Genomic DNA, 23,160 nt, shown 5'->3' with positions numbered 1-23,160 from the left:
TAAGCGATTTTACTCAAGCCACCAATCGAATACTTTTAACGCAGTGCCCCAATATAATGATGTGAAACTTGTGCACGATAAATGTCATCATCTGTCGGTTCAATACGCTCTAAATCTTGTTCATTATCGTATTCGAGCCCATGCTTTGATTCATCCAGCTCATCAAATCCACTGATGATTTTTAATTTTTCAATCAGCTTGAGTAATTCTTCATCTTGTGTCTCGACTGCTAAATCGGCAATACGTTTTGCATATTCCATATTCTCGGTAAAATATGCAACGTCGATTACACGCCCTGTGACTCGACGTAAGCGTGCATAAATCAGTGTAGCAATTGAAAAAGCTTCATTGGTAACAAGATGATCAAGACCCATAAACATTCCTCTTAAATATTTGATGTCTGCATCAAAAATAGTTTTAGATCAGAAACTGAACTCTAGAAATCTTGAGCAAAAAACATACCAATCATTTTCTTTTTAAATTGATTAGTCGTGTAATTTGAAAATAAATTCTGTATCAACATTTAAAAACAGCGTGAGAAGCTATCATTTTCAAAAGCTTTAAATAGCAAAATACGGTAAACTGAGCGCAGTTTTTATTTATCTTTTTTTGGTCTCTCTATTTTATGAATACCTCTTCACGTTTAAGCAATTATTGGGTCACCTGTGCCGATGGTCTGGAAACCTTATTAGAAGAAGAACTCAAAGGTTTAGGTGTTCAAAATACTGAACGTTTCCCTGGTCGTATTACCTTTAAAGGTAATCTGGAAAATGCTTATCGTATTTGTATGTGGTCACGCTTGGCTTCGCGTGTCTTAATGCCGATTCATACTCATGAAATCGAATTTTCACATGATGCCCGCGATGTTGCTGAAGAGCTTTATGAAGGTGCGATCAGTTTTGATTGGTCACTTATTTTTGCACCACAAAGTACCTTTGCCATTCGTTTACACGTAGAACGTGAAATTAAGGTGAATACTCAATTTGCAACATTACGTGCGAAAGATGGTGTAGTCGATTCCTTTATGGAAGCTGTAGGTAAACGCCCAAGTATTGATACAAAATCGCCTGAAATTACCATGTATATTTTGGCAGGTAAAAAACAACATACTTACTGCCTAGACTTGTCAGGTGATTCTCTGCATAAACGTGGTTATCGCCGCTTTATGACCGAAGCACCGATTAAAGAAAACTTGGCAGCTGCCATTTTGCAAAAAGGCAATTTAAAAGACACCAATCCTGACATCGTTCTAGATCCAATGTGTGGTTCAGGCACATTCATTATTGAATCATTGATGATTCTCACCGATCGTGCACCGGGTCTTGTGCGTCGCTTTGGCTTTAATGGTTGGAGCGGTCATGACCATGAACTTTGGATGAGTATTAAAGCAGAAGCTGCTGAACGTCACCAAGCGGCAATGGCAAATCCACTCCCTCAGTTCTATGCTTTTGATGCCGACTGGGAAGCAGTCAAAGCAACCCGTCAAAATATTATTGCTGCAGGTTTTGAGTCTGTACTCGACAATATCAAAATTGAAGAACGTACTTTAAACGACTGGCCTGATTTTAAAGCTGAAGGCAAAAAAGTATTCTTCGTCACCAACCCACCTTATGGTGAACGTCTCGGTGATAAAGCGTCGAACCGTGCCTTGTATTTAGGTTTATCGAATCTTTTACAAAAGAATTTCCCAAATCAGCCAGCAGCCGTAATTGCGTCACAAGTCGAACAAGCCGATGTGCTTGCGTTTAATGATCCACAATTATTGCGCTTGATGAACGGTAAATTACCAATCTATATTCGTTTTGGTCATGTCAAACCAGCACCTGTGGTTCGTCCATTCTTAGAGTCATGGCAACCTCAGCAGTTTGAAGAAATTGAAGGCGCAATGGAATTTGCCAACCGCCTCACCAAAAACATGCAGAATTTAAAAAAATGGGCAGTGAAAGAAGAAATTCATTGCTTACGTTTATATGATGCAGACCTACCAGACTTTAATGTTGCAGTTGATTTATACGGTGAACGTTTGCACGTGCAAGAATATGCACCACCGAAAAAAATTGATCCTGAAAAAGCGAAAAAACGCTTTAACCTTGCCTTACAAGCGATTCGTGCAGTCACAGGTTTAGGTCGTGATGCGATCTTTATTAAAACCCGTGCCCGTCAGGAAGGTAAAAATCAGTACACCAAACAAAGTACGGCTTCTAAGCGTTTTATCGTGAGAGAAGGTCAAGCGAAAATCTTGGTGAACTTAACAGATTACCTCGATACCGGTTTGTTCCTCGATCACCGTCAAATGCGTTTACGTATTGCCCGTGAAGCAAAAGGCAAGCACTTCTTAAACTTGTACAGCTATACCTCTACTGCGAGCCTTCATGCCGCTTTAGGTGGTGCAGCAAGCACGACAAGTGTCGATTTATCGAATACGTATTTGAACTGGTCAAAAGAAAACTTCGTATTGAATGGTTTAACAGTTGACCATGCCGATGAACAACACCAGTTCTTCGCAAGTGACTGTTTTGAGTGGCTGAAAGAAGGTCATGAGCAATATGACTTGATCTTTATTGACCCGCCGACATTCTCAAACTCTAAAAAATTCTACGGCACCTTTGACGTTCAGCGTGACCACTTGTCTTTGATTAAACGCGCCATGAACCGTTTAACCACTGAAGGGACACTGTACTTCTCGAATAACTATCGTGGATTTGAAATGGATGCAGAAATCTTGGCATTCTTTGATGTTGAAGAAATTACCTCTGAAACCATCGGTCTAGACTTCAAACGTAATCAAAAAATCCACCGTGCATGGAAAATCCAGCATCCAAAATTAGATGTACAAGCTTAATTTCTAATGCTTAATAAAAAACCCAGCCTAGGCTGGGTTTTTTATTAATTGAACTTAATTCAATTTGAGTTTTTCAAAGACAAGCTCACCTGCATCCGCATTCACCACAATGGTATCGCCCGGAGCAAAATCCCCTGCAAGGATTTTTTGAGCTAATCCATTTTCAATGCGTTGTTGAATCGCACGTTTTAATGGACGCGCACCGTATACAGGATCAAAGCCGACATCGACCAACTGATCAAATGCACTGTCTTCGACTTGTAAACGTAAATCACGTTCTGCAAGACGGGCACGTAGACGATCCAATTGAATATCAGCAATACCGCGAATTTGCGCTTTTTCAAGTGAATGGAATACCACCAACTCATCAATACGGTTAATAAACTCTGGACGGAAATGCTCAGACACCGCACTCATCACCACTGCACGTACTTCTTCGTTGCTTGCACCTTTACCCAATTCACGTACATCTTGTGAACCCAAGTTAGAAGTCATCACAATTACGGTGTTCTTAAAGTCAACAATACGCCCTTGTGAGTCAGTTAAGCGACCATCATCCAACACCTGCAATAAGATATTGAACACATCAGGATGCGCTTTTTCCACTTCATCGAATAACACCACGCTGTATGGTTTACGACGCACAGCTTCTGTTAACACACCGCCTTCTTCATAACCGACATAGCCTGGAGGCGCACCGACCAAACGGCTTACCGAATGTTTTTCCATAAATTCAGACATATCAATACGAATCATCGCATCATCACTGTCGAACAGGAAGTTAGCCAAGGCTTTGGTCAATTCTGTTTTACCCACACCTGTTGGACCTAAGAACAGGAATGAACCACTTGGGCGATTCGGATCTGACAAGCCTGCACGTGAACGGCGTACCGCATTAGAAACAGCAACTACGGCTTCTTCTTGACCCACCACACGGTTATGCAAGAAGCTTTCCATTTGCAATAACTTGTCACGTTCACCTTGCAGCATTTTCGCTACAGGAATACCGGTTGCTGCGCTGACCACTTCAGCAATTTCATTATCGGTGACTTTGTCACGCAATAATTTCGGTGCTTCATGTTCTTCAGCAGCTTCAATTTTCTCTAACTGTTTTTGCAGTTCAGGAATTACACCATATTGCAAACGACCCGCTTCACCCAAATCACCTTCACGTTGTGCTTTTTCCAAAGCGATACGCGCTTGATCCAGTTTAATCTGAATATCTTTGTTACCAGCCACTAAGGCTTTATCGGCACGCCAAATTTCTTCCAACTCTGAGTATTCTTTCTCAACAGTTGCAATTTGCTCCTCAAGATATTTGACCTCAGATTTAGCACCTGAGTCTTCATCTTTTTTGACCGCTTCAAGTTGCATTTTGAGTTGAATTAAACGGCGTTCGAGTTTATCCAAAGCCTCAGGTTTAGAATCAAGCTCCATCTTAATGCGTGATGCCGCTTCATCAATCAGGTCAATGGCTTTGTCGGGCAATTGACGATCGGTGATATAACGATGCGACATTTTTGCAGCCGCGATAATCGCAGAGTCTAAGATTTGCACGCCATGATGCGTTGCATAACGGTCTTTTAAACCACGTAAAATCGCAATGGTATCTTCAACACTCGGCTCATCCACCAAGACTTTTTGGAAACGACGTTCAAGTGCCGCATCTTTTTCAATGAATTGACGATATTCATCAAGCGTGGTTGCACCCACGCAGCGCAGCTCACCCCGTGCAAGCGCAGGTTTTAGCATATTCCCCGCATCCATCGCACCATCACCCTTACCTGCACCGACCAAGGTATGCAACTCATCGATGAATAGAATGATTTCACCATCATGTTTGGCTAAATCGCTGAGTACCGCTTTTAAACGCTCCTCAAACTCACCTCGATATTTTGCACCTGCCAAAAGTGAACCCAAGTCTAAAGACAATACACGTTTGCCTTTTAGGCTTTCTGGCACTTCACCATTCACAATACGTTGTGCCAAGCCTTCAACAATCGCGGTTTTACCCACACCTGGCTCACCAATCAATACAGGGTTGTTTTTGGTACGACGTGACAATACTTGAATGGTGCGGCGAATTTCATCATCACGACCAATGACAGGATCGAGCTTGCCTGATAAAGCGCGCTCAGTGAGATCAATGGTGTATTTATTGAGTGAGTCACGCTGATCTTCATGATTATTGCTCATGACTTTTTCATCACCTCGAATTTGATTAATCAGTTGTTTCAGCACATCAGCTTTTACACCAACGCTGCTGAGTAATTTTTGGGTCGATCCTGTTTCCGCCAAAGCCAGTAACAGCCAGTCAACACTTACAAACTCATCACCTGCTTTTTGTGCATAGCTATCGGTCAGTGTTAACACCTTATAGGCTTCTGGATTGACATTGATATCCGCAGATGGGGTGGATAAAGTCGCGGCATCATTCAATGCTTGTTGCAGTTTCGCTTGCAACTCAGGCAAATTAGCACCTGCTTGTTGCAAAAGACTGGCATAAGAAGCCTCTTTGAGCACTGAATGAAGTAAATGAATCGGTTCAATCGCTGTGTGGTCTTTACTCATGGCAAAGACTTGAGCATCTGAGAGCGTCTGCTGTAAGCGATTTGTGAATTTTTCAAAACGCATTATTGTTATTCCTCACAACAAATTTTTAACTTGATTCATATATGGGAATGTTTTTTTAATTTTCAATATAATATTTATAATTTTTTAATATTTTTCAAAAACTTATATTAATAATTAATTTACTCTTTAGTGATAATATTGGTACAAATCATCTTAATTTCAAGTGGCATGCTGTCAAAAATGTCATATAGAAATAAAAAAAGCTCCACCTTTGGGAGCTTTTTTTTAAAAATTAAAAATTTAAGGTGCGGGATTTGGTTGCTGACGATGAATCGCTTCAATTTCTTGTAGAATTTCATCTGACAAATTGATTTCAAATGCCTGAATATTTTCTTTTAACTGATCTAGGTTAGTTGCACCAATAATCGTACTGGTGACAAAGAATTGCTGTTTAATAAAAGCTAAGGCTAACTGTGTTAAGGTCAGACCATATTTTTCCGCAAGCTGAGCATAGGCTTCAGTTGCCCATTCACTCTCAGGATTGCTATAACGCGCAAATCGTGAAAATAACGTCACTCGTCCATCGGCTGGACGTGCACCATGACGATATTTACCTGTTAAATAGCCAAAGGCCAACGGTGAATAGGCGAGTAAACCTACACCTTCGTATTTGGCAATTTCCGACATCCCAATTTCATAGGTACGGTTAAGTAAACTGTAAGGGTTTTGGACACTAACAACTTTTTCTAAACCGAGTTTTTCTGCCAGATGCAGGAACTTCAAAGTGCCCCATGGGGTCTCATTTGACAAACCAATATAACGGATACGTCCTTTTTTCACCTCATCACTCAGTGCAACCAAAGTTTCTTCAAGATTCGTCACTTCACGATCGTTATTGGCTTCAGCATTGCCATAACCTAATTTACCAAAGAAATTCACTGGACGTTGCGGCCAATGTAACTGATATAAATCGATGTAATCTGTCTGCAAACGCGCTAAAGATTGATCTAATGCCGATGCAATTTCACTTGCGATATATCGGGTTTTGCCATCACGAATTTGGCCGCCACCTTGTCCTGGGCCTGCAATTTTTGACGCCAAAAATAATTTATCACGACCACCACGAGCTGCAATCCAGTTCCCTATAATTCGCTCAGTTGAACCTTGGGTTTCAGGTTTAGGTGGAACTGGGTACATCTCTGCTGTATCCCAAAAATTTAAACCCTGATCCAAAGCATAGTCGAGTTGTTCAAATGCCTGCTCTTGTGTGTTCTGCTCACCAAAAGTCATGGTACCCAAACAAATTTCTGGCAGTAAAATTCCTGTTCCTGCTAAAGGCTTAAATTGCATTGATTTTTCCATCTTAAATCATGAGGTTTAGATCATCATAGCCTAATGGAAATCATGATCGAATTAAAATCATCTTTTTGTAGAAGCTATGACAAAATTGAGATGAAAAAAAAGCAAATCCTAAGATTTGCTTTTTTATAACGTTTAATAATGATTATTCATCATCAAAGTCGTCATCACCATCAACTTCAGCTTGTTCTAGCGAAGCATCAAAGATCAAGATTGCTTTACCATCGGTTTCAATCATGCCTTGCTCTTCAAGTGTTTTTAAGACACGACCGACCATCTCGCGTGAACAACCCACTATACGACCAATTTCTTGACGTGTAATGCGAATTTGACGGCCATTTGGAAGAATCATTGCTTCAGGTTGTGCCGACAAGTCGATTAAGCAACGCGCAATACGACCGGATACATCAATAAATGCAAGGTCAGTTACTTTACGTGTGGTATTTTTCAAACGGCGCACGAGTTGAGCAAATACTGCATAGCTCAAGTCTGGGTATTGTTTACTTAGCTCATGGAAGTTTTCATAAGTGATTTCTGCAATTTCACATACATCACGGGTACGCACTTCTGCAGTACGCTGCGGATTTGACTCAAATAACCCCATTTCCCCAAAGAAGTCACCGGCATTCAAATAAGCAACGACAATTTCACGCTCATCGTCTTCACGAAGAATAATTGATACTGACCCCTTCAGAATTAAATATAAAGATTTTGACTCTGAACCAGCATCGATGATCGTTGTACGTTTAGGATAACGATTAATATATGCACGTTTTAATAATGCTTTGACCGAATCAGGAAGTTGACCCGGAGAAAGTGCATCTGTGCTTAGTTGTGAAAAATTTGAAGTCATGCTAACAGTTCCGAATATGGATAATTTATAGATCGCACAAGACCTAAAGTGAACTTGTCACTTATGAGAGATGAAATTCCTTATCAACTCAATTTATGTTAGTGTACAGGTACTTTCTTAAATTTATAGCTTTTTTTAGGTAGTTGCAATGCAAACAAGTGTTCATTGGCTAGAGAATGTTGCTTTTGAAGCAAAAACTCAAAGCGGTCATAGTGTTATCATGGACGGTTCACCTGAATACGGCGGTGAAAACCGTGGTCCACGCCCAATGGAACTCATCCTCACAGGTCTTGGTGGCTGTGCTTCCTTTGATATTGTGACCATATTAAAAAAAGCGCGTCAAGACATTACCGACGTTCGTTGTGAATTAAAAGCAGAACGTGCAGATAGTATTCCTGCCGTTTTCACCAAAATTCATTTGCATTTTGTGGTGACAGGTAAAGCAATTAAAGAAAAACAAGTCGCAAAAGCAGTTGAACTTTCAGCTGAAAAATACTGTTCAGCAAGTAAAATGTTAATGGATGGTGGCGTTGTAATCACACATGATTTTGAAGTGATTGAAGCGGCTTAATCTACTCATTAAATAAAAAGAGAAGCTATGGCTTCTCTTTTTTATGCTTCATATGTTTAGAAACGATAATTTAAACCGAAGTAAGCTGAACGCCCTTCACCCGGTGTTGATCGTGCAATATCTTGTCCTTGATCGTTATATCCAGGTGTAACGGTTGCAGCATAATGCTTATTTGACAGATTTTTAAATTCTAGCCATGTTGTCCAGTTATGCTGCTCTGGCGTATAGCCCAAGCTTAAACCCCAAATTGTATATGCATTGGCATAATAAGAATTGGCATAATCAACAGGTACTTTAGCCGCATATTCGGCATTTACCGCTGCAAAATAACCCTGTGGTGATTTTAATTGTAGCTGCGCCTGATAATGATGTTTTGGTATCCCAGCCAACTGGTTTCGCCCAAAGACTGCATCATTTTTATAATAAAAATCACTTAAGGTATAACTTTGTTTTAGTGAAACATTCCAGTCCGCAATTTCAATTAAAGGCGTATCAAGTCCGAACTCAATACCCTGATGAACGGTCTTCGATGCATTCGATTCTGCAACAAAAGGTGGATTCTGTGCGATCTCCACACTGAGTAACTCATTTTTAAGCCGCGCATAATATAAATTGAGTTGCCATTGCCCAATTCGACTTTCACCCTCTCCACCCATTTCAATACTATGTGCTTTTTGTGCATCTAAATGTACTGGTGTACGCTGTCTGCCTGATGCTGCGCCACTTCCCGCAGGGAAATAGTGATTTGAGCCCCAGATCATGGACCATGGATGGGCTGGTTCTATGGATCGACTCAGATTTGTATATAGTCGAAGATCAGGGTTGATTTGATAATTTAGTCCAAGCCGAGGTGCAAAATGCCACTCATATTCACTGATTTTTTCACCGGTATAAGGATAATAAACTTCATTTTCCCGATGCGTATAGATTGCAGAAAAACTGGTCTGTAATGTCAGCTTTGGTGTTATCGCTAAGTCATTACCTATATTTAAAACGTTATCAGAACCTCGATAACTATATTTACGCGTTATAGTACCAGCATCATAACCATTTACTGGAAACCTTAAGGACTCCACAACGCCACTGTCAGGACGATGTGTAGTACTGCGCAAAGAAATCTTAGCTGTACTATCTCGGTCAAAGAGTTGATATGGCTGCGTATATGCGAGTGCAGCGGTCAAATCTGCGTAAGTTACATCGGTACGATAAGGACTTTCTTGCAAATCCATCGGATAGCGATGATATGCCAGACTCGCAACGAACTCGGCATCCCGATCTAACTTAAACGTTGTTTTATTCGCGAGCCACGTACTGCCGGGCTGTATCCGCTTGGCATTCCAATGTAGGTTATAACTGTTGGCGATCGTTGGGTCATGCTCGATTTGTGCCTTGGTTAAGCGACCAGGTGTTTGATGTTCTGTTTCTCGATACCTAAGGTAAAATCGAGTTTCAACATTTGGATTTATCTGATAACCCACATTTGCTGTGATTCCCTTGCTTTTACCTGCAGCATGATCCTGATAACCATCATACTGACTTGCATTGACAGAAAGATAATAATCCCAGCGATCTTTTTGTTGAGCTGTGCTGAATGCATATTTTTGATAGCCATGACTACCCAATTCAAGGCGTAAATTTGACCGATCGCTGTTTTGCCCTGTTTTGCTCAAGTAGTTGATTGCCCCACCTAGCGCCAATACATTCACGTCAAACCCATTGGCACCACGGTAAACTTCTACACCACTCAGCCACCATGGCTCCAAGAGTTCGTAAGGTGTCCCACCCGGACCTGTAAAAGGAATATCATCCAGAAGAACATATAAACCAGAGGCATGTGCACCGGGCGCTCTATTAATACCTGATCCTCGAATCGAAACTTTAACTCCTTCATTACCCGCAGATTTCGCATAGATCCCTGGCTGTAACTTAAAGACATCTTCTGTGGTGGCAAGTCTTTGCTCGTTAAGTTCGTCACCTGATATAAAGTTCGTTGCACCTGCAACCTGTTGTAATTTTTCTTTTGATTTAGATTGAACATGATCCTGAGCAACGGTAACCACCATCGTTTCAAGCTGATGATTATGTGGAGTGTCGCGATTCAACTGATCTTCAGCATAAATCAAACTGCTATAGACTGCTGCAAGTGCGACACCTAATCTTTTTGGTTTAAATTGAATCCTGTTTATTTGCAACATTCAGCCTATATCCCTACTTAAATTTTTACGACTTGGCACAAGGCAACGATAAAAAGTCGCGCAACATTAGCAAGCTGTATGGAATTAGTGAATAGCAAAAAATTATAAATTTGATATGGTTCAAATCATTTTATTCGTGAATATTTTTATTAAAAAAAAGAAACCGATGCCTATGCATCGGTTTCTTTTATGATTCAGTTAACTGAATGCAGCGATTACGCTTGGATTGATTCAATAATTTGATTCAATGTCGCGCTAGGACGCATTACAGCATTTACTTTTGCAGGATCTACTGCATAGTAACCACCGATATCTACAGATTGACCTTGAACTGTGTTCAATTCTTCTACGATTTTCGCTTCGTTTGCGGCAAGTTCAGCAGCAATCGGTGCAAATTTCGCTTTCAATTCTGCATCTTCGTCTTGCGCAGCAAGCTCTTCAGCCCAGAATTTAGCTAGGTAGAAGTGGCTACCACGGTTGTCTAACTCACCTGTACGACGTGATGGTGATTTGTCGTTATCCAACAACTTACCAGTCGCAGCATCAAGTGTTTTCGCAAGAAGTTTTGCTTTAGGGTTGTTTTCTTTAATGCCCATTTCTTCAAGTGAAACAGCCAATGCCAAGAACTCACCTAGAGAATCCCAACGTAAGTGGTTTTCTTCTACAAGTTGTTGTACGTGTTTAGGCGCAGAACCACCCGCACCAGTTTCGTACATGCCGCCACCTGCCATTAACGGCACGATAGACAACATTTTCGCAGAAGTACCAAGCTCCATAATTGGGAACAAGTCTGTGAGGTAGTCACGTAAGATGTTACCAGTTACAGAAATGGTATCTAGACCACGAGCAACACGTTCAAGTGTGTAACGCATCGCACGTACTTGAGACATGATTTGGATATCTAAGCCGTCAGTGTCATGATCTTTCAAGTATTTTTCAACTTTCTTGATCAATTCATTTTCGTGTGGACGGTATGGGTCTAACCAGAAGATTGCTGGCATACCAGAGTTACGTGCACGAGTTACTGCAAGTTTCACCCAGTCACGGATCGGTGCGTCTTTCACCTGACACATACGCCAGATATCGCCTTCTTCCACGTCTTGTGACATCAACACTTCACCTGTTTCTAGGTCAGTGATGTTCGCAACACCTGCTTCAGGGATTTCGAAAGTTTTGTCGTGAGAACCGTATTCTTCCGCTTTTTGAGCCATCAAACCAACGTTTGGAACAGTACCCATGGTACGTGGGTCGAAGTTACCATTCCATTTACAGAAGTTGATCATTTCTTGGTAAATACGTGCGAATGTAGATTCAGGCATAACTGCTTTACAGTCGTACGGTTTACCGTCAGCACCCCACATTTTACCGCCAGTACGGATCATTGCAGGCATTGAAGCATCTACAATTACGTCGTTTGGAGAATGGAAGTTCGTAATACCTTTTGCTGAGTCAACCATCGCAAGTGCTGGACGGTGTTCTTGGCAAGCGTGTAAATCTTCGATGATTTCTTCACGTAAAGAAGTCGGTAAAGTTTCGATTTTTTCGTAAAGACCAGCCATACCGTTGTTCACGTTAATGCCGAGCTCGTCGAATAATTTACCGTGTTTTTCGAACGCTTCTTTGTAGTAAATTTTCACACAGTGACCGAATACGATCGGGTGTGATACTTTCATCATTGTTGCTTTAACGTGTAAAGAGAACAAGATGTCCGCTTCTTTACAATCTTCTAATTCTTTTTCATAGAAGTCGCAAAGCGCTTTTTTGCTCATGAACATTGAGTCGATGATTTCGCCGTCTTGAAGCGCAACTTTTGGCTTAAGAACGATGGTTTCACCAGACTTAGTGATCAATTCCATTTTCACATTACGTGCACGGTCTAAAGTCATAGACTTTTCGCCATGGTAGAAGTCACCTTCTTGCATGTGCGATACGTGAGTTTGTGACCATGGTTTCCATTCACCCATAGAATGTGGGTGTTTTTTCGCATAGTTTTTAACAGCTGTCGGTGCACGACGGTCAGAGTTACCTTCACGAAGTACAGGGTTTACAGCTGAACCTAAACATTTGCTATAACGCGCTTTAATCGCTTTTTCTTCTTCGGAAGTTGGATTTTCTGGGTAATCAGGAAGCGCATAGCCTTTAGATTGAAGCTCTTTAATGCACGCAGTTAACTGTGCAACAGAAGCACTAATATTAGGGAGTTTAATAATATTAGTGTCTGGGTCTTGAGTAAGACGACCAAGTTCAGCCAGATTGTCAGATACTTTTTGCTCTTCTGTTAGGCAGTCAGAAAATTCTGCGAGTACACGTACAGCCACAGAGATATCGCTTTTAACGATTTTTACGCCAGCAGGCTTAGTAAAGGTCTCAATGATCGGCAATAGCGAATAAGTCGCCAACAATGGCGCCTCGTCGGTCAGTGTGTAAATGATTGTTGACTTTCCACCAGCCATATATAGCCCCTTGCATTGGATAGAGTTTCTGACAATCAGGCTTTTGACCTAATGTCAGCGAACCGGTTACTTAAATAAACTCAAAAGTATTGGTGCCTATCGCACCTCAGATACCAGAATATTGATTTACATCCAAATATCTGAAAATTCGTTAAGATCAGTGTTGTTCACTAACGCGGGGTATTCTACGTGAAAATTAACCTTTTTTCGAATCAGGCTCCCCTGCCAAGCCTTCTAAACTGCAAAATTAGGAGAAAAATCAAATAAATCATAAAGCACACAATATCTATTAATAAAATTATAAATATCATATACTTAAATAAATTTATTTAATTTTTACGAGCCTGTATATAAAACAACATTAGTTGATAAATACAGTATCAATTCCTAGCTACATGTTGGGTATCATGAAAATAAATTATCATTGGCTGTTTTTTCATAACACGATGCAAAAAAAGACAATGAATTTAACCAATCAGTCTTAGATATTTTTGGAGTCATTTCCAATTCCCGATACCCCATGCATCGTTATTTTAAATCGTATGCAAGCATTTTAGAGTTGTTATTGTGCAGTTATTTTTTAAGCAAAGTTACACAGTCTTTGCTAACCAAGTCCTTTTAGGTGATTCTAGCCAATAATAAAATCAGGATAACAAATAAAACTTAAAAGAATCGACATAAAAAAACCTCCACATTGTCGGGAGGTTTTTTGAATCTTGGTAGGTATATCCAGACTCGAACTGGAGACCTCTACGATGTCAACGTAGCGCTCTAACCAACTGAGCTATACACCTAGAATGCTTCGCATATTATAAATATCCTAAGCTAAAGACAAGTATTTTCAGTTATTTTTTAAAACGTGCGTGCAATATTTAAACAATTTCTTCAATTGTATGACATCCTTTTTTGACATGGGCTGGGCAGAATATTGTAGACGAGCATAAAGCTGACTCAGTTTATTAAACGCATCAGCATGCTTAATGTCTACGGATTCAGCCAGACGTGTAAACCAATGTTGTATCGTTTCTGAATGCTGTCTTTTCAATCCCTGATCTAATTTTTTATTGAATTGATGGAGCAAACGCTCTGCCACAGATATTTTGTTTCGTTGCTGCAGTAAATAAATGCCGATATAAACTGCTATGAAAAATGCGATACCGAGCACCATCATTAAAATCGCGCGGTAGGATGAACTCACACCTAGCTTTTCAAACCATCTTTGCTGAGATTCTGCTGTATAGCCGACAACCTTACTTTGCCATTGATAACTCGCATAATCACTCCAAATCCGCATTTTTCTTAACAATTGATACCGATGAGCTGACCATGCCGCTTGATTACCCAGAACTCGGTTATCCTGCTCTAAAAGATTTTGCATACCCTCATCAATGCGTTGTGCAGAAATTACTGACGTTGGATCAAAGCGTTTCCAAGTACCATCTATTAAAACTTCTGTCCATGCATGCGCATCAAGTTGTCGCACTTCCCAAGTTTTACCATCAGGTGATAATTGACCACCTTGATAACCCGTTACCACACGTGCAGGTATGCCAACATAGCGCATCAGCATGACAAAGCTGGATGCATAATGCTCACAAAAACCTTCGCGGCTATTAAATAAGAAATCATCAATACGATGTGTCCCTAATAGCCCTGGATTTAAGGTATACACAAAGCCATTATCTCTATACCACTGTAAAACGTTTTGGATATACCGCTCGGGCTGACGATCACTTTCCTGATATAGACGTATCGCAAGGCGCTGAGCATTTGGATCATACTGTTGCAGATACTTAGTATTAATTTGATAAACAAATGGTGGAATGCTCACGTTCGATGTGACTCTTTCACCTAGCCAGCGCAGTGGAATAGGTTCAATTCTTTGTGTCAATCGGCGTGGTTCTATTCCCCAATCTTGGCGATTATAAAAACGGCGTTCTAAGGGAACAGATTTATCTAATCCCATTACCCAACTCACACTTGGATCCGCAGCAATATATTGATAATCCCACTGCAGGGCTGCACCCGTCACCTGTGCAAGCTGTGGCTGCTGATTGGCAAAGCTACTGGTCCAACGCTGACCATCATATTGATCTAGCACCAATGCTCGCCAATAAAGATTGGAACGGTTTGGTAATTGGGAAACATCGCCTACAATTCGAAAAGCAAGTGCCGATGATTGTGAGAGCGATGCGATATCCCCAGGTGACATCGTGTCACTGATGCCTGTGACTGCTTTATTCTCTGGAATCGGAATATGCCAAAGCGGTGGTAATCTAGGGAAAAATATAAATAATAAGATAAAGAAAGGCACTGCTAAGCTAATTAAACGTGCCACATGCTTCAAATCATGCGAAAGTACTTTTCTAAATGATGCGTTGCTCTGCTGATGCAGATCAAACTCGTTGGTCTGAATACGATACAACCCCAGCATATTAATCAATAAACTGATCAATACGCCCATTGCCATCCAAATGCTTTGACTTAACAAGAATGAACTCGCAGCAACAAACATGGAAAAGTTAAACAGAATAATAGAGTCACGTTTGTTTTTACTCTCTAAGGCTTTAGCAAATAAAAAACTGGTTAATACAGAGACTCCTGCATCAACACCAATAAAACTTTTATAATTGAGATAAATAACGCCTAATGCGCTAAGCGTAAGCGAAAATGTAATAACTTTATTTACCGCGCGCTGCTTTCTCTGCGTATAGATTAGGGTAACTAATTGAATCACCAAAACCACAGTCAAAGGCACAGCCAAAAAGGTGGCTTGTAGCAGCAAAATCACAGCGAGACTTAAAAATATTGGCGTTTGAATTACTTTATTCATCTTCAAGCCTGCGCAAGCAATAATTTGGCTTTGTTGAGCTGCTGTTCACCGCAAGCATAATCCAATTCAGCTTTTGGTAAAATCAGCTTATATTCAATATTTTGCTGTTCACAACGCTCAATCACCCCCATCATCTGTTGTAAAATCAGCTCATGCGATTGACTCGGCATATACGCATAGTCGATCTCCACACGATGATCATCCTGATGCTGTTCGAACACCTTAATATATAAGCCCTGCCCACGCGCCACTTGTTTCCAAGACACTGCTTGCAATGAATCTCCTAACTGATAATTTCGCAGTTCTCGATATTCGTCCATATCTGCATGAAAATGATCGCTCGCTTGATGATGTTCTATATCATTCATTTCCGCTTTAGGGGCAATCCAAGCTTGAGCATGATGAAATAGATACGTCCATGCACGGACGAGTCCAAATGGATAAACACTATAAATTTTCAAATTAGGATACTTAAAAAGTCCACGCTCCTTCGCCAATATTTTGATATCACAACGCTGAACTAAGGCATTTAAATAAATTTTCTCAAGCTGATCTTCGTATTCGATATAGAGAAATCTTGGCTGAATATTTTTTTGTTTAAAATAAAGCTGTAAATGTAGGGACTGCCCGACTTGCCCCAATTCATCAGCAACGAGTTCTATCTCTAAGCCATGCAATTGCTTAAAGGTTAAATAGAAGCTCATGCACAGCACTGCACTAATCAGAAAACAAAATCCTAAAATCAAATTATTGGCGTAATTCACGCCAGCAATAAAGGTAATCAGGATTAAAAAAATAAATAGATAACCCTGCTGATAAATAAAAATCAGTACATCTTTTTGTTTTAAGGTTTTAGTATCCTGAAATCTGAAACGCTTCTTTAACCATCCTTGCCAAATGTTCCGCAAATGCCTTCTCCTTAATTCACGGCAACTTGCTTCATCAGTTGTAATGTTTCAGCGTCATTCAATCCAATACGATGTGATGTGACTGCACTAAACACAGCTTGAATATCATCAGGCGTTACAAAGGCACGATTTTGGATAATAGCATGGGCTTGCGCAGCACGCTTTAGCGCTAACAATCCACGCGTAGAAAGTCCTTGCCGTTTTTTTCGTGTTTCTGCAGCAAGGTCTAATAAATAGTCCTGCATCACCTCACTGACATAGATGTCATGCACTATTGCTTGCAGCTGTAAAATATCTTGTTCGTGGAACACATGATTAAGTGTCGCAATGAGCGCTGATCGAGATTCCTGTTGTAGCAGTATTTTCTCTGCTTGCCGCGATGGATACCCCAAAGATAAACGCATTAAAAAACGGTCTAACTGTGACTCTGGTAAGGCATAAGTACCACTTTGAAATAATGGATTTTGAGTTGCGATTACCCAAAATGGCTTAGGTAACTCATATCGGGTGCCATCAACAGTCACATTGCCCTCTTCCATGGCTTCGAGTAATGCACTTTGTGTTTTAGGGCTGCAACGGTTAATTTCATCTGCCAATAAAATTTGGGTAAAGATTGGACCTTGCTTAAACTCAAATTGATGCTCTTTCTGATTAAACATATTGATGCCTATTACATCACTTGCAAGCATGTCATTGGTAAATTGAATGCGTTGAAATTTTAAATCAGCAAGATGTGCCAAACTACTCGCCAATGTGGTCTTACCTAAGCCCGGAAGGTCTTCAAATAGAACATGACCACCAGCGATTAAACAACACAATGCCAACGTCGTTTGCTGTTCTTTGTCTAAAACAATCGCATTAATCTCTTGGAGGAAATGTTGAATTTGAGGTGCAAAAGCATTCACTTTTTGATGAAGAATTTCATTTTGCTGTAGTAACTTGTCATCTTCTTTTTGTTTCATGCCCCAAATCACAATATTCCCCTATAAAATTCTTATATTGTTTAAAATATTATATTTTCTGATCTTGCACTAGAAAGGTACTCTAAATTTAAATCTCCATGATTATACTGATTGAATGTAACCCCATATTTTTTGGTTAAAGTAAATAGTGACATAATACTTGGAACCAAAGTTGCTAATTGGATTTCATCCGTTAGTAAAGCTGAACTCAATGTCGGTGCATTAAGTGCTAATGCATAGTGTGCATCCCCTTTCAAATCTAGATTTACCTCAAAATCACTTTTTTTATACACTTTAAATCTTTCAAAAATAGTTCTATCCAACTCTTGAATAGCGTTCTCGAATCTAATTAATTCAGATCTTCTAATTGCATCTATTTCCTCATAATGAATTTTTTTTAAAAGTTTATCCATTGTTTCATGTAAAGCTTCTAATTCTGAAGAACGCTTCACTTTAAAACTTAAAAGATCATCTAACGAAAATTTTGCATTTACAGATGGAATTGGCAAAGCCTTTGTTATCTTTAATCTTACTGACTCTTTTTGAGTTGTATGTTCAGGTAAATAAATTGGATCCCCTGACATATGGTGTATCATCCAATCTAAACTATCATCTTTCATTTTATTTTTTGCGACTTCGCCGAAAGTAAAATGAGTGTGTTGTGCCACGTCTACAGTACCCACAATAGGTAAACTTGGCCGTTCCAACATTCCTGTAGCAAATAATTCCTTTTCTAAAGGCAATCCACAATAGAATGCATTTGAGGTTGGGATAGAGATCCTATCCCAATACATAACATAATAATAAATATCTTCTAAGTTATAAGTTCGTTCAAGATGCAATGAACTACCAGATATGGACATTATTCCTGCTGGGGCTACGATTCCTCGTTGAAGTTTTCTTTTTTTAAACTGAATAATATTTGACATCTTTTTTAAATTTAAGATTAATATTTAAATGTTATCTCTATCATCCACATAAGATAAATTCAATCTAAAAATAAAAAACGCCCCGAAAGGCGTTCTTTAAAAATCAAATCACTAGCAAGGACATTTCTTCATCTCTCCACCTGCTGATGGATAACGAGCATCCACACAGTGGCGATAAAACGTCTTCGCATCCATGGCTTGCAAATCAGGATGATGCTTTTTCATATGTTCCAAATAGGTTTGATAATCTGGAACACCCACCATTAAACGGAAACTTTGTTGCAGACGTTGCCACAATGTTGCAATCCGTGACCAATTCTTCGGATTCAGAATTAAATCTTTTTGCGACATCACGGTCATTTTGATGATTTTATAAACCACCGCTTTACCACTTTTTGCAAATTTAAGATTCATCATCTTCTCCTTAGTGATGTGCTTGAGCTTTAATCTCAGCAGGATCACGATAGATTGCTTCGCCTTCATTCACTGATGGTTGTGGGTTTGCCAATGCACGACGAACCACTTTCACCGATGCAATTAACATCACAATCGCAACAATCATAAAGAATGCACAAAGTGCAGCATTAATCTGATTTGATAATGCAACCGTATGCATTTCTGCCATGGTTTTAGCAGGCGCTAAAATTTCATTATTAGCAATGGCATTATTGAAACGCTCAGATTGTGCCAAGAAACCAATTTTCGGGTTTTCATGGAAAATCTTTTGCCAGCCCGCAGTCATTGAAGTAATGAATAAGAAAATAGTTGGAACAATAGTCACCCAAACATATTTTTCTTTTTTCATTTTAAACAGAATCACGGTACCTAAAATCAGTGCCATTGCTGCCAAAATTTGGTTACCAATACCAAATAACGGCCACAAGCTGTTAATACCACCAAGTGGATCGACCACACCTTGGTAAACGAAGAAGCCCCAACCGGCAACAGCAACTGCTGTACCAATTAAGTTACCTACAAATGAAGACGATTTTTTCACTGCTGGAATTACGATACCAACAGTATCTTGCACCATGAAACGGCAAGCACGTGTACCTGCATCCACAGCAGTTAAAATGAATAATGCTTCAAAAAGAATGGCGAAGTGGTACCAGAATGACATCATGGCACGGCTATTGAAAATCTCAGAGATAATATGTGCCATACCAATTGCAAATGTCGGTGCACCCCCTGTACGAGACAGGATTGAACTTTCACCCACTTCTTTTGCAACTAAAGTCAGTGTTTCAGGTGTAATGACAAAACCTAGATTACGAACGGCTTCGGCAGCTGATTCAGCTGTTGTGCCAAGTAACGCTGCTGGAGAGTTAATGGCAAAGTATAGACCTGGCTCAAGTACCGCAGCACAGATTAAAGCCATGATCGCAACGAAAGACTCCATCAACATACCACCGTAACCGATCATACGAATGTCTTTTTCGTTATTGACCAACTTAGGCGTTGTTCCTGAAGATACCAAAGCATGGAAACCTGAAATCGCACCACAGGCAATGGTAATAAATAGGAATGGGAACATTGAACCTGCAAAGACAGGACCTGTACCATCAACGAATTTAGTTAATGCTGGTAATTGCATTTCTGGCATTGCAAATACAATACCAAGCGCAAGACCGGCAATCACTCCAATTTTTAAGAATGTAGATAGATAATCACGCGGTGCAAGAAGCAACCAAACTGGTAGAACAGATGCAATAAATCCGTAAATGATTAATGCCCAAGTCAGCTCTGTACCTGTCAAGGTAAAGAATGGTCCCCAATACGGGTGCTGTGCAATATTTTCACCGTAGATAATGCCAAGCATCATCAACACGAAACCAATGATCGACACTTCTGCTATTTTACCCGGACGGATAAAACGCATGTAGACACCCATGAAGATCGCAATTGGAATAGTCGCTGCAATACTAAACACACCCCAAGGACTATTTGTTAGCGCTTTCACAACCACCAGTGCAAGTACAGCAAGGATGATGATCATCACGCCTAATGCACCTAGCATCACGATCACACCAGCAAATGAACCTAGCTCTTGCTTCGCCATTTCACCAAGTGAACGACCTTCTCGACGGGTTGATATAAACAGGACTAAAAAGTCTTGTACGGCACCGGCAAGAACAACACCCACAAGAAGCCAAATCGTACCTGGCAAATAACCCATTTGCGCTGCTAGGATTGGACCAACAAGTGGACCTGCGCCTGCAATCGCTGCAAAGTGATGTCCAAACAGTACACTTTTATTGGTCGGTACATAATCCAGACCATCGGTTAAGCGATGTGCAGGTGTAAGACGGCGTTCGTTTAATTCAAAAACTTTTTCTGCGATAAATAAACTGTAGAAGCGATAAGCAATACTGTAAATACAGGCTGCTGCAAGCACTAACCAGATTGCATTGACACTTTCTCCACGACTCAGTGCCAAGATTCCAAATGAAACGGCGCCGACAATCGCGACAAGCAGCCAAATCATTTTTGAAGTCATCGTTGACTTCCGCTGTATTGTTTCCATTTCAATCCCTCATATCTATTGCATTTCAATCAGCATTTGTTTTTTATTCGAGGTACTGCTGTTTTCCCTTGCGACTTTACCCTTGTTCTCGTTATTTTCCTCTAAGACTTTGGCATAAAAAAAGGGATGATTTGTATCATCCCTTTCCATAATAGTTTATTTTTAAACCATTATGCACGTTCTAGGTAGTCACCAGTACGAGTATCTACACGAACGCTTTCTTCTTGCTGTACGAATAAAGGAACACGTACAACTGCGCCAGTTTCAAGTTTAGCTGGTTTACCGCCACCGCCAGAAGTATCACCACGAACACCTGGATCAGTTTCAACGATTTTTAATACAACGAAGTTTGGTGCGCTAACGCTTAGTGGAACACCGTTCCAAAGCATAATTGTGCAAAGTTCGTTAGAGTCGTCTTTTAACCATTTCGCAGCATCGCCCATTGCAGTTTTGTCTGCAGCGATTTGTTCGAATGATTCAGGATCCATGAAGTTCCACATTTCACCATCGTTATACAAGTAGTTCATTTCTACTTCTACGATGTCAGCAGCTTCTAAAGAATCACCTGATTTGAACGTTTTTTCTAAAACTTTACCAGTTTTTAGGTTACGTAATTTAACACGGTTGAACGCTTGGCCTTTACCTGGTTTAACGTATTCGTTTTCCATGATTGAACATGGGTTACCATCAAGCATAACCTTAAGGCCAGACTTGAATTCGTTCGTTGAATAATAGGCCATGATTGGCTCACTCCAAACTTACTAACTTTAATCTATACATGCGATGGGCTGTCGGGTCGTCATTCATTAGTCGAAATGATGCCAACATTATATTGCCGCATGCACATTCATTTGATGAGGCGTATTCTAAATGAGCAATACACTATGCCGCAATGAAAAATTCTTCTTTAACAGCAGCAAGCTGACTAACTAACGTTCATACATCTAAAATTTTAGGGTGAAAATAAGCCTGATATTGTGATTTTTTGTTTTTAGTTGGCTGAATCAAAAATAATATTCTGAACTCTTTACGTCGCCTACAGCTAAAATACAGCTTACGCGACATATCTGTTAAAATAATAAGACTCAGCAATGATTTGCATTATCCTTCATATTAAAGATTTGGCATGACACAGTATTTATTTCAAGAGCAAAATTGGCAATCTCAACTTAGCGATTTAGTCACCGACCCTAAAGAATTACTTTCACTATTAGCGCTCTCTGAAAATGACCTACTGTCTGGGGCTATTTTAGCCATTGAACAATTTAAATTACGCGTGCCTCGTGCATTCGTCGGAAAAATGCAAATCGGCAATGCTTTAGACCCTTTATTGCTCCAAGTGCTTCCTCACCACTTAGAACTAGAAGATCATCCTGGGTTTGTCACCGACCCATTGGGAGAAGAACAAGCCAATCAGCAGCCTGGTGTTTTACATAAATACAAATCCCGCTTCCTTTTGACTTTAACTGGTGCATGTGCGGTACATTGTCGATATTGCTTCCGTCGCCACTTTCCCTATCAGGAAAACCTGCCTAAATCGGATGATTGGCTCAATATCAAAGAATACATTGAATCTCAGCCTGATATTAATGAAGTGATTTTAAGTGGCGGCGATCCACTAACTTTATCAAACCGAAAACTCAAAGTTTGGTTAGAGCGTTTAGAAACTTTACCGCAGCTAAAATACTTACGAATCCATTCACGCGTGCCTATCGTGATTCCAAATCGAATCGACGAAGAGCTTATCAGCATGTTAAAAAACAGTAGGCTACGTATTATTCTAGTGGTACACTCAAATCACGCATCAGAACTTGATGATTTTACTTGTTCTAAACTGTCGCAGTTATCTGAACACAAAATCACGGTGTTAAACCAAGCTGTATTATTGGCTGGGGTAAATGATTCTGCTGAGGTTTTAACCAATTTAAGCTATCGTTTATTTGATGCGGGTGTGATGCCATATTATTTACATGTACTTGATAAAGTGAAAGGTGCACATCATTTTGATCTCGATCCTGATCGAATCAATGAAATTTATACAGAGCTTTTAGCGAATCTACCGGGGTATTTGGTTCCTAAATTAGTTCGGGAAATTGCGGGCGAAAAAAATAAGACACCGCTTTTTGGGGTTTCAACATTTTTGAGTTAAATAATAAA

At 40.1% G+C, this 23,160-nt stretch carries 16 protein-coding genes and 1 tRNA gene; 3 read left to right on the top strand and 14 right to left on the bottom strand.

The window, feature by feature from the left end; translation table 11 throughout:
- Nucleotides 1-35 precede the first annotated feature (35 nt).
- Nucleotides 36-380 (bottom strand): hypothetical protein, encoded by a 345-nt coding sequence (locus A3K93_RS04535; RefSeq protein ID WP_067729339.1) that lies wholly within the window; start codon nucleotides 378-380, stop codon nucleotides 36-38.
- A 245-nt stretch (nucleotides 381-625) separates the two neighbouring features.
- On the opposite strand from A3K93_RS04535, the gene rlmKL reads away from it, so the two are divergent.
- Nucleotides 626-2,842 carry a bifunctional 23S rRNA (guanine(2069)-N(7))-methyltransferase RlmK/23S rRNA (guanine(2445)-N(2))-methyltransferase RlmL gene (gene rlmKL / locus A3K93_RS04530; RefSeq protein WP_067729337.1) on the top strand — a complete coding sequence of 739 codons (2,217 nt, stop codon included), beginning with the start codon at nucleotides 626-628 and terminating at the stop codon, nucleotides 2,840-2,842.
- A gap of 54 nt (nucleotides 2,843-2,896) precedes the next feature.
- Here the strand turns inward: rlmKL and clpB are convergent, their stop codons facing one another.
- From clpB to crp, 3 genes are all read right to left on the bottom strand, one after another.
- Nucleotides 2,897-5,476 (bottom strand): ATP-dependent chaperone ClpB, encoded by a 2,580-nt coding sequence (gene clpB, locus A3K93_RS04525; RefSeq protein WP_067729335.1) that lies wholly within the window; start codon nucleotides 5,474-5,476, stop codon nucleotides 2,897-2,899.
- A 240-nt stretch (nucleotides 5,477-5,716) separates the two neighbouring features.
- The gene (locus A3K93_RS04520) at nucleotides 5,717-6,766 is read right to left on the bottom strand and encodes an NADP(H)-dependent aldo-keto reductase (RefSeq protein ID WP_067731671.1); all 1,050 of its coding nucleotides are present in this window, start codon (nucleotides 6,764-6,766) and stop codon (nucleotides 5,717-5,719) included.
- A 154-nt stretch (nucleotides 6,767-6,920) separates the two neighbouring features.
- Nucleotides 6,921-7,628, bottom strand: coding sequence for a cAMP-activated global transcriptional regulator CRP (gene crp, locus A3K93_RS04515; protein ID WP_067729333.1), 708 nt, complete (start codon nucleotides 7,626-7,628; stop codon nucleotides 6,921-6,923).
- A 148-nt stretch (nucleotides 7,629-7,776) separates the two neighbouring features.
- Between crp and A3K93_RS04510 the strand changes: the two genes are divergently transcribed.
- A complete protein-coding gene (locus A3K93_RS04510) occupies nucleotides 7,777-8,199 on the top strand; it encodes an OsmC family protein (RefSeq protein ID WP_067729331.1) in 423 nt (140 codons plus the stop codon).
- A 56-nt stretch (nucleotides 8,200-8,255) separates the two neighbouring features.
- Here A3K93_RS04510 and A3K93_RS04505 read toward each other — a convergent pair whose 3' ends face one another.
- From A3K93_RS04505 to efp, 10 genes are all read right to left on the bottom strand, one after another.
- On the bottom strand, nucleotides 8,256-10,391 hold the full coding sequence (locus A3K93_RS04505; RefSeq protein WP_067731670.1) for a TonB-dependent receptor family protein: 2,136 nt from the start codon (nucleotides 10,389-10,391) through the stop codon (nucleotides 8,256-8,258).
- A gap of 218 nt (nucleotides 10,392-10,609) precedes the next feature.
- Nucleotides 10,610-12,847 carry an NADP-dependent isocitrate dehydrogenase gene (locus A3K93_RS04500; RefSeq protein ID WP_067729329.1) on the bottom strand — a complete coding sequence of 746 codons (2,238 nt, stop codon included), beginning with the start codon at nucleotides 12,845-12,847 and terminating at the stop codon, nucleotides 10,610-10,612.
- A 717-nt stretch (nucleotides 12,848-13,564) separates the two neighbouring features.
- A tRNA-Val gene (locus A3K93_RS04495) sits at nucleotides 13,565-13,641 on the bottom strand.
- 47 nt (nucleotides 13,642-13,688) lie between these two features.
- Nucleotides 13,689-15,680, bottom strand: a complete 1,992-nt coding sequence (locus A3K93_RS04490) for a transglutaminase family protein (protein WP_067729327.1) — start codon at nucleotides 15,678-15,680, stop codon at nucleotides 13,689-13,691.
- Between the two features lie 2 nt (nucleotides 15,681-15,682).
- On the bottom strand, nucleotides 15,683-16,588 hold the full coding sequence (locus A3K93_RS04485) for a DUF58 domain-containing protein (RefSeq protein WP_067729325.1): 906 nt from the start codon (nucleotides 16,586-16,588) through the stop codon (nucleotides 15,683-15,685).
- Between the two features lie 11 nt (nucleotides 16,589-16,599).
- Nucleotides 16,600-17,562, bottom strand: coding sequence for an AAA family ATPase (locus A3K93_RS04480; protein WP_227509879.1), 963 nt, complete (start codon nucleotides 17,560-17,562; stop codon nucleotides 16,600-16,602).
- Between the two features lie 29 nt (nucleotides 17,563-17,591).
- Nucleotides 17,592-18,479, bottom strand: coding sequence for a DUF6236 family protein (locus tag A3K93_RS04475; RefSeq protein WP_067729323.1), 888 nt, complete (start codon nucleotides 18,477-18,479; stop codon nucleotides 17,592-17,594).
- A 111-nt stretch (nucleotides 18,480-18,590) separates the two neighbouring features.
- The gene (locus tag A3K93_RS04470; RefSeq protein WP_171255051.1) at nucleotides 18,591-18,896 is read right to left on the bottom strand and encodes a YbdD/YjiX family protein; all 306 of its coding nucleotides are present in this window, start codon (nucleotides 18,894-18,896) and stop codon (nucleotides 18,591-18,593) included.
- A gap of 7 nt (nucleotides 18,897-18,903) precedes the next feature.
- Nucleotides 18,904-21,003: a carbon starvation CstA family protein gene (locus tag A3K93_RS04465; RefSeq protein ID WP_067729319.1), complete on the bottom strand. Its 2,100-nt coding sequence runs from the start codon at nucleotides 21,001-21,003 to the stop codon at nucleotides 18,904-18,906.
- Nucleotides 21,004-21,173: 170 nt separating this feature from the next.
- Nucleotides 21,174-21,743 (bottom strand): elongation factor P, encoded by a 570-nt coding sequence (gene efp, locus A3K93_RS04460; protein WP_067729318.1) that lies wholly within the window; start codon nucleotides 21,741-21,743, stop codon nucleotides 21,174-21,176.
- Between the two features lie 386 nt (nucleotides 21,744-22,129).
- Here efp and epmB point away from each other — a divergent pair, with 386 nt between their 5' ends.
- Nucleotides 22,130-23,152, top strand: a complete 1,023-nt coding sequence (epmB, locus tag A3K93_RS04455) for an EF-P beta-lysylation protein EpmB (protein ID WP_067729316.1) — start codon at nucleotides 22,130-22,132, stop codon at nucleotides 23,150-23,152.
- Nucleotides 23,153-23,160 lie beyond the last annotated feature (8 nt).

It is taken from the genome of Acinetobacter sp. NCu2D-2 (genome assembly GCF_001647675.1).
Classification (GTDB): domain Bacteria; phylum Pseudomonadota; class Gammaproteobacteria; order Pseudomonadales; family Moraxellaceae; genus Acinetobacter.
This window is presented reverse-complemented; position numbering and strand designations above follow the sequence as displayed.

Bases quoted from the DNA above. Each gene is read 5' to 3' on its own strand.
- A3K93_RS04475 (WP_067729323.1), bottom strand. From the start codon at position 18,479: ATGTCAAATATTATTCAGTTTAAAAAAAGAAAACTTCAACGAGGAATC.
- A3K93_RS04490 (WP_067729327.1), bottom strand. From the start codon at position 15,680: ATGAATAAAGTAATTCAAACGCCAATATTTTTAAGTCTCGCTGTGATT.
- A3K93_RS04520 (WP_067731671.1), bottom strand. From the start codon at position 6,766: ATGCAATTTAAGCCTTTAGCAGGAACAGGAATTTTACTGCCAGAAATT.
- efp (WP_067729318.1), bottom strand. From the start codon at position 21,743: ATGGCCTATTATTCAACGAACGAATTCAAGTCTGGCCTTAAGGTTATG.
- A3K93_RS04510 (WP_067729331.1), top strand. From the start codon at position 7,777: ATGCAAACAAGTGTTCATTGGCTAGAGAATGTTGCTTTTGAAGCAAAA.
- A3K93_RS04470 (WP_171255051.1), bottom strand. From the start codon at position 18,896: ATGATGAATCTTAAATTTGCAAAAAGTGGTAAAGCGGTGGTTTATAAA.
- rlmKL (WP_067729337.1), top strand. From the start codon at position 626: ATGAATACCTCTTCACGTTTAAGCAATTATTGGGTCACCTGTGCCGAT.
- A3K93_RS04535 (WP_067729339.1), bottom strand. From the start codon at position 380: ATGTTTATGGGTCTTGATCATCTTGTTACCAATGAAGCTTTTTCAATT.
- A3K93_RS04500 (WP_067729329.1), bottom strand. From the start codon at position 12,847: ATGGCTGGTGGAAAGTCAACAATCATTTACACACTGACCGACGAGGCG.
- A3K93_RS04465 (WP_067729319.1), bottom strand. From the start codon at position 21,003: ATGGAAACAATACAGCGGAAGTCAACGATGACTTCAAAAATGATTTGG.
- epmB (WP_067729316.1), top strand. From the start codon at position 22,130: ATGACACAGTATTTATTTCAAGAGCAAAATTGGCAATCTCAACTTAGC.
- clpB (WP_067729335.1), bottom strand. From the start codon at position 5,476: ATGCGTTTTGAAAAATTCACAAATCGCTTACAGCAGACGCTCTCAGAT.
- crp (WP_067729333.1), bottom strand. From the start codon at position 7,628: ATGACTTCAAATTTTTCACAACTAAGCACAGATGCACTTTCTCCGGGT.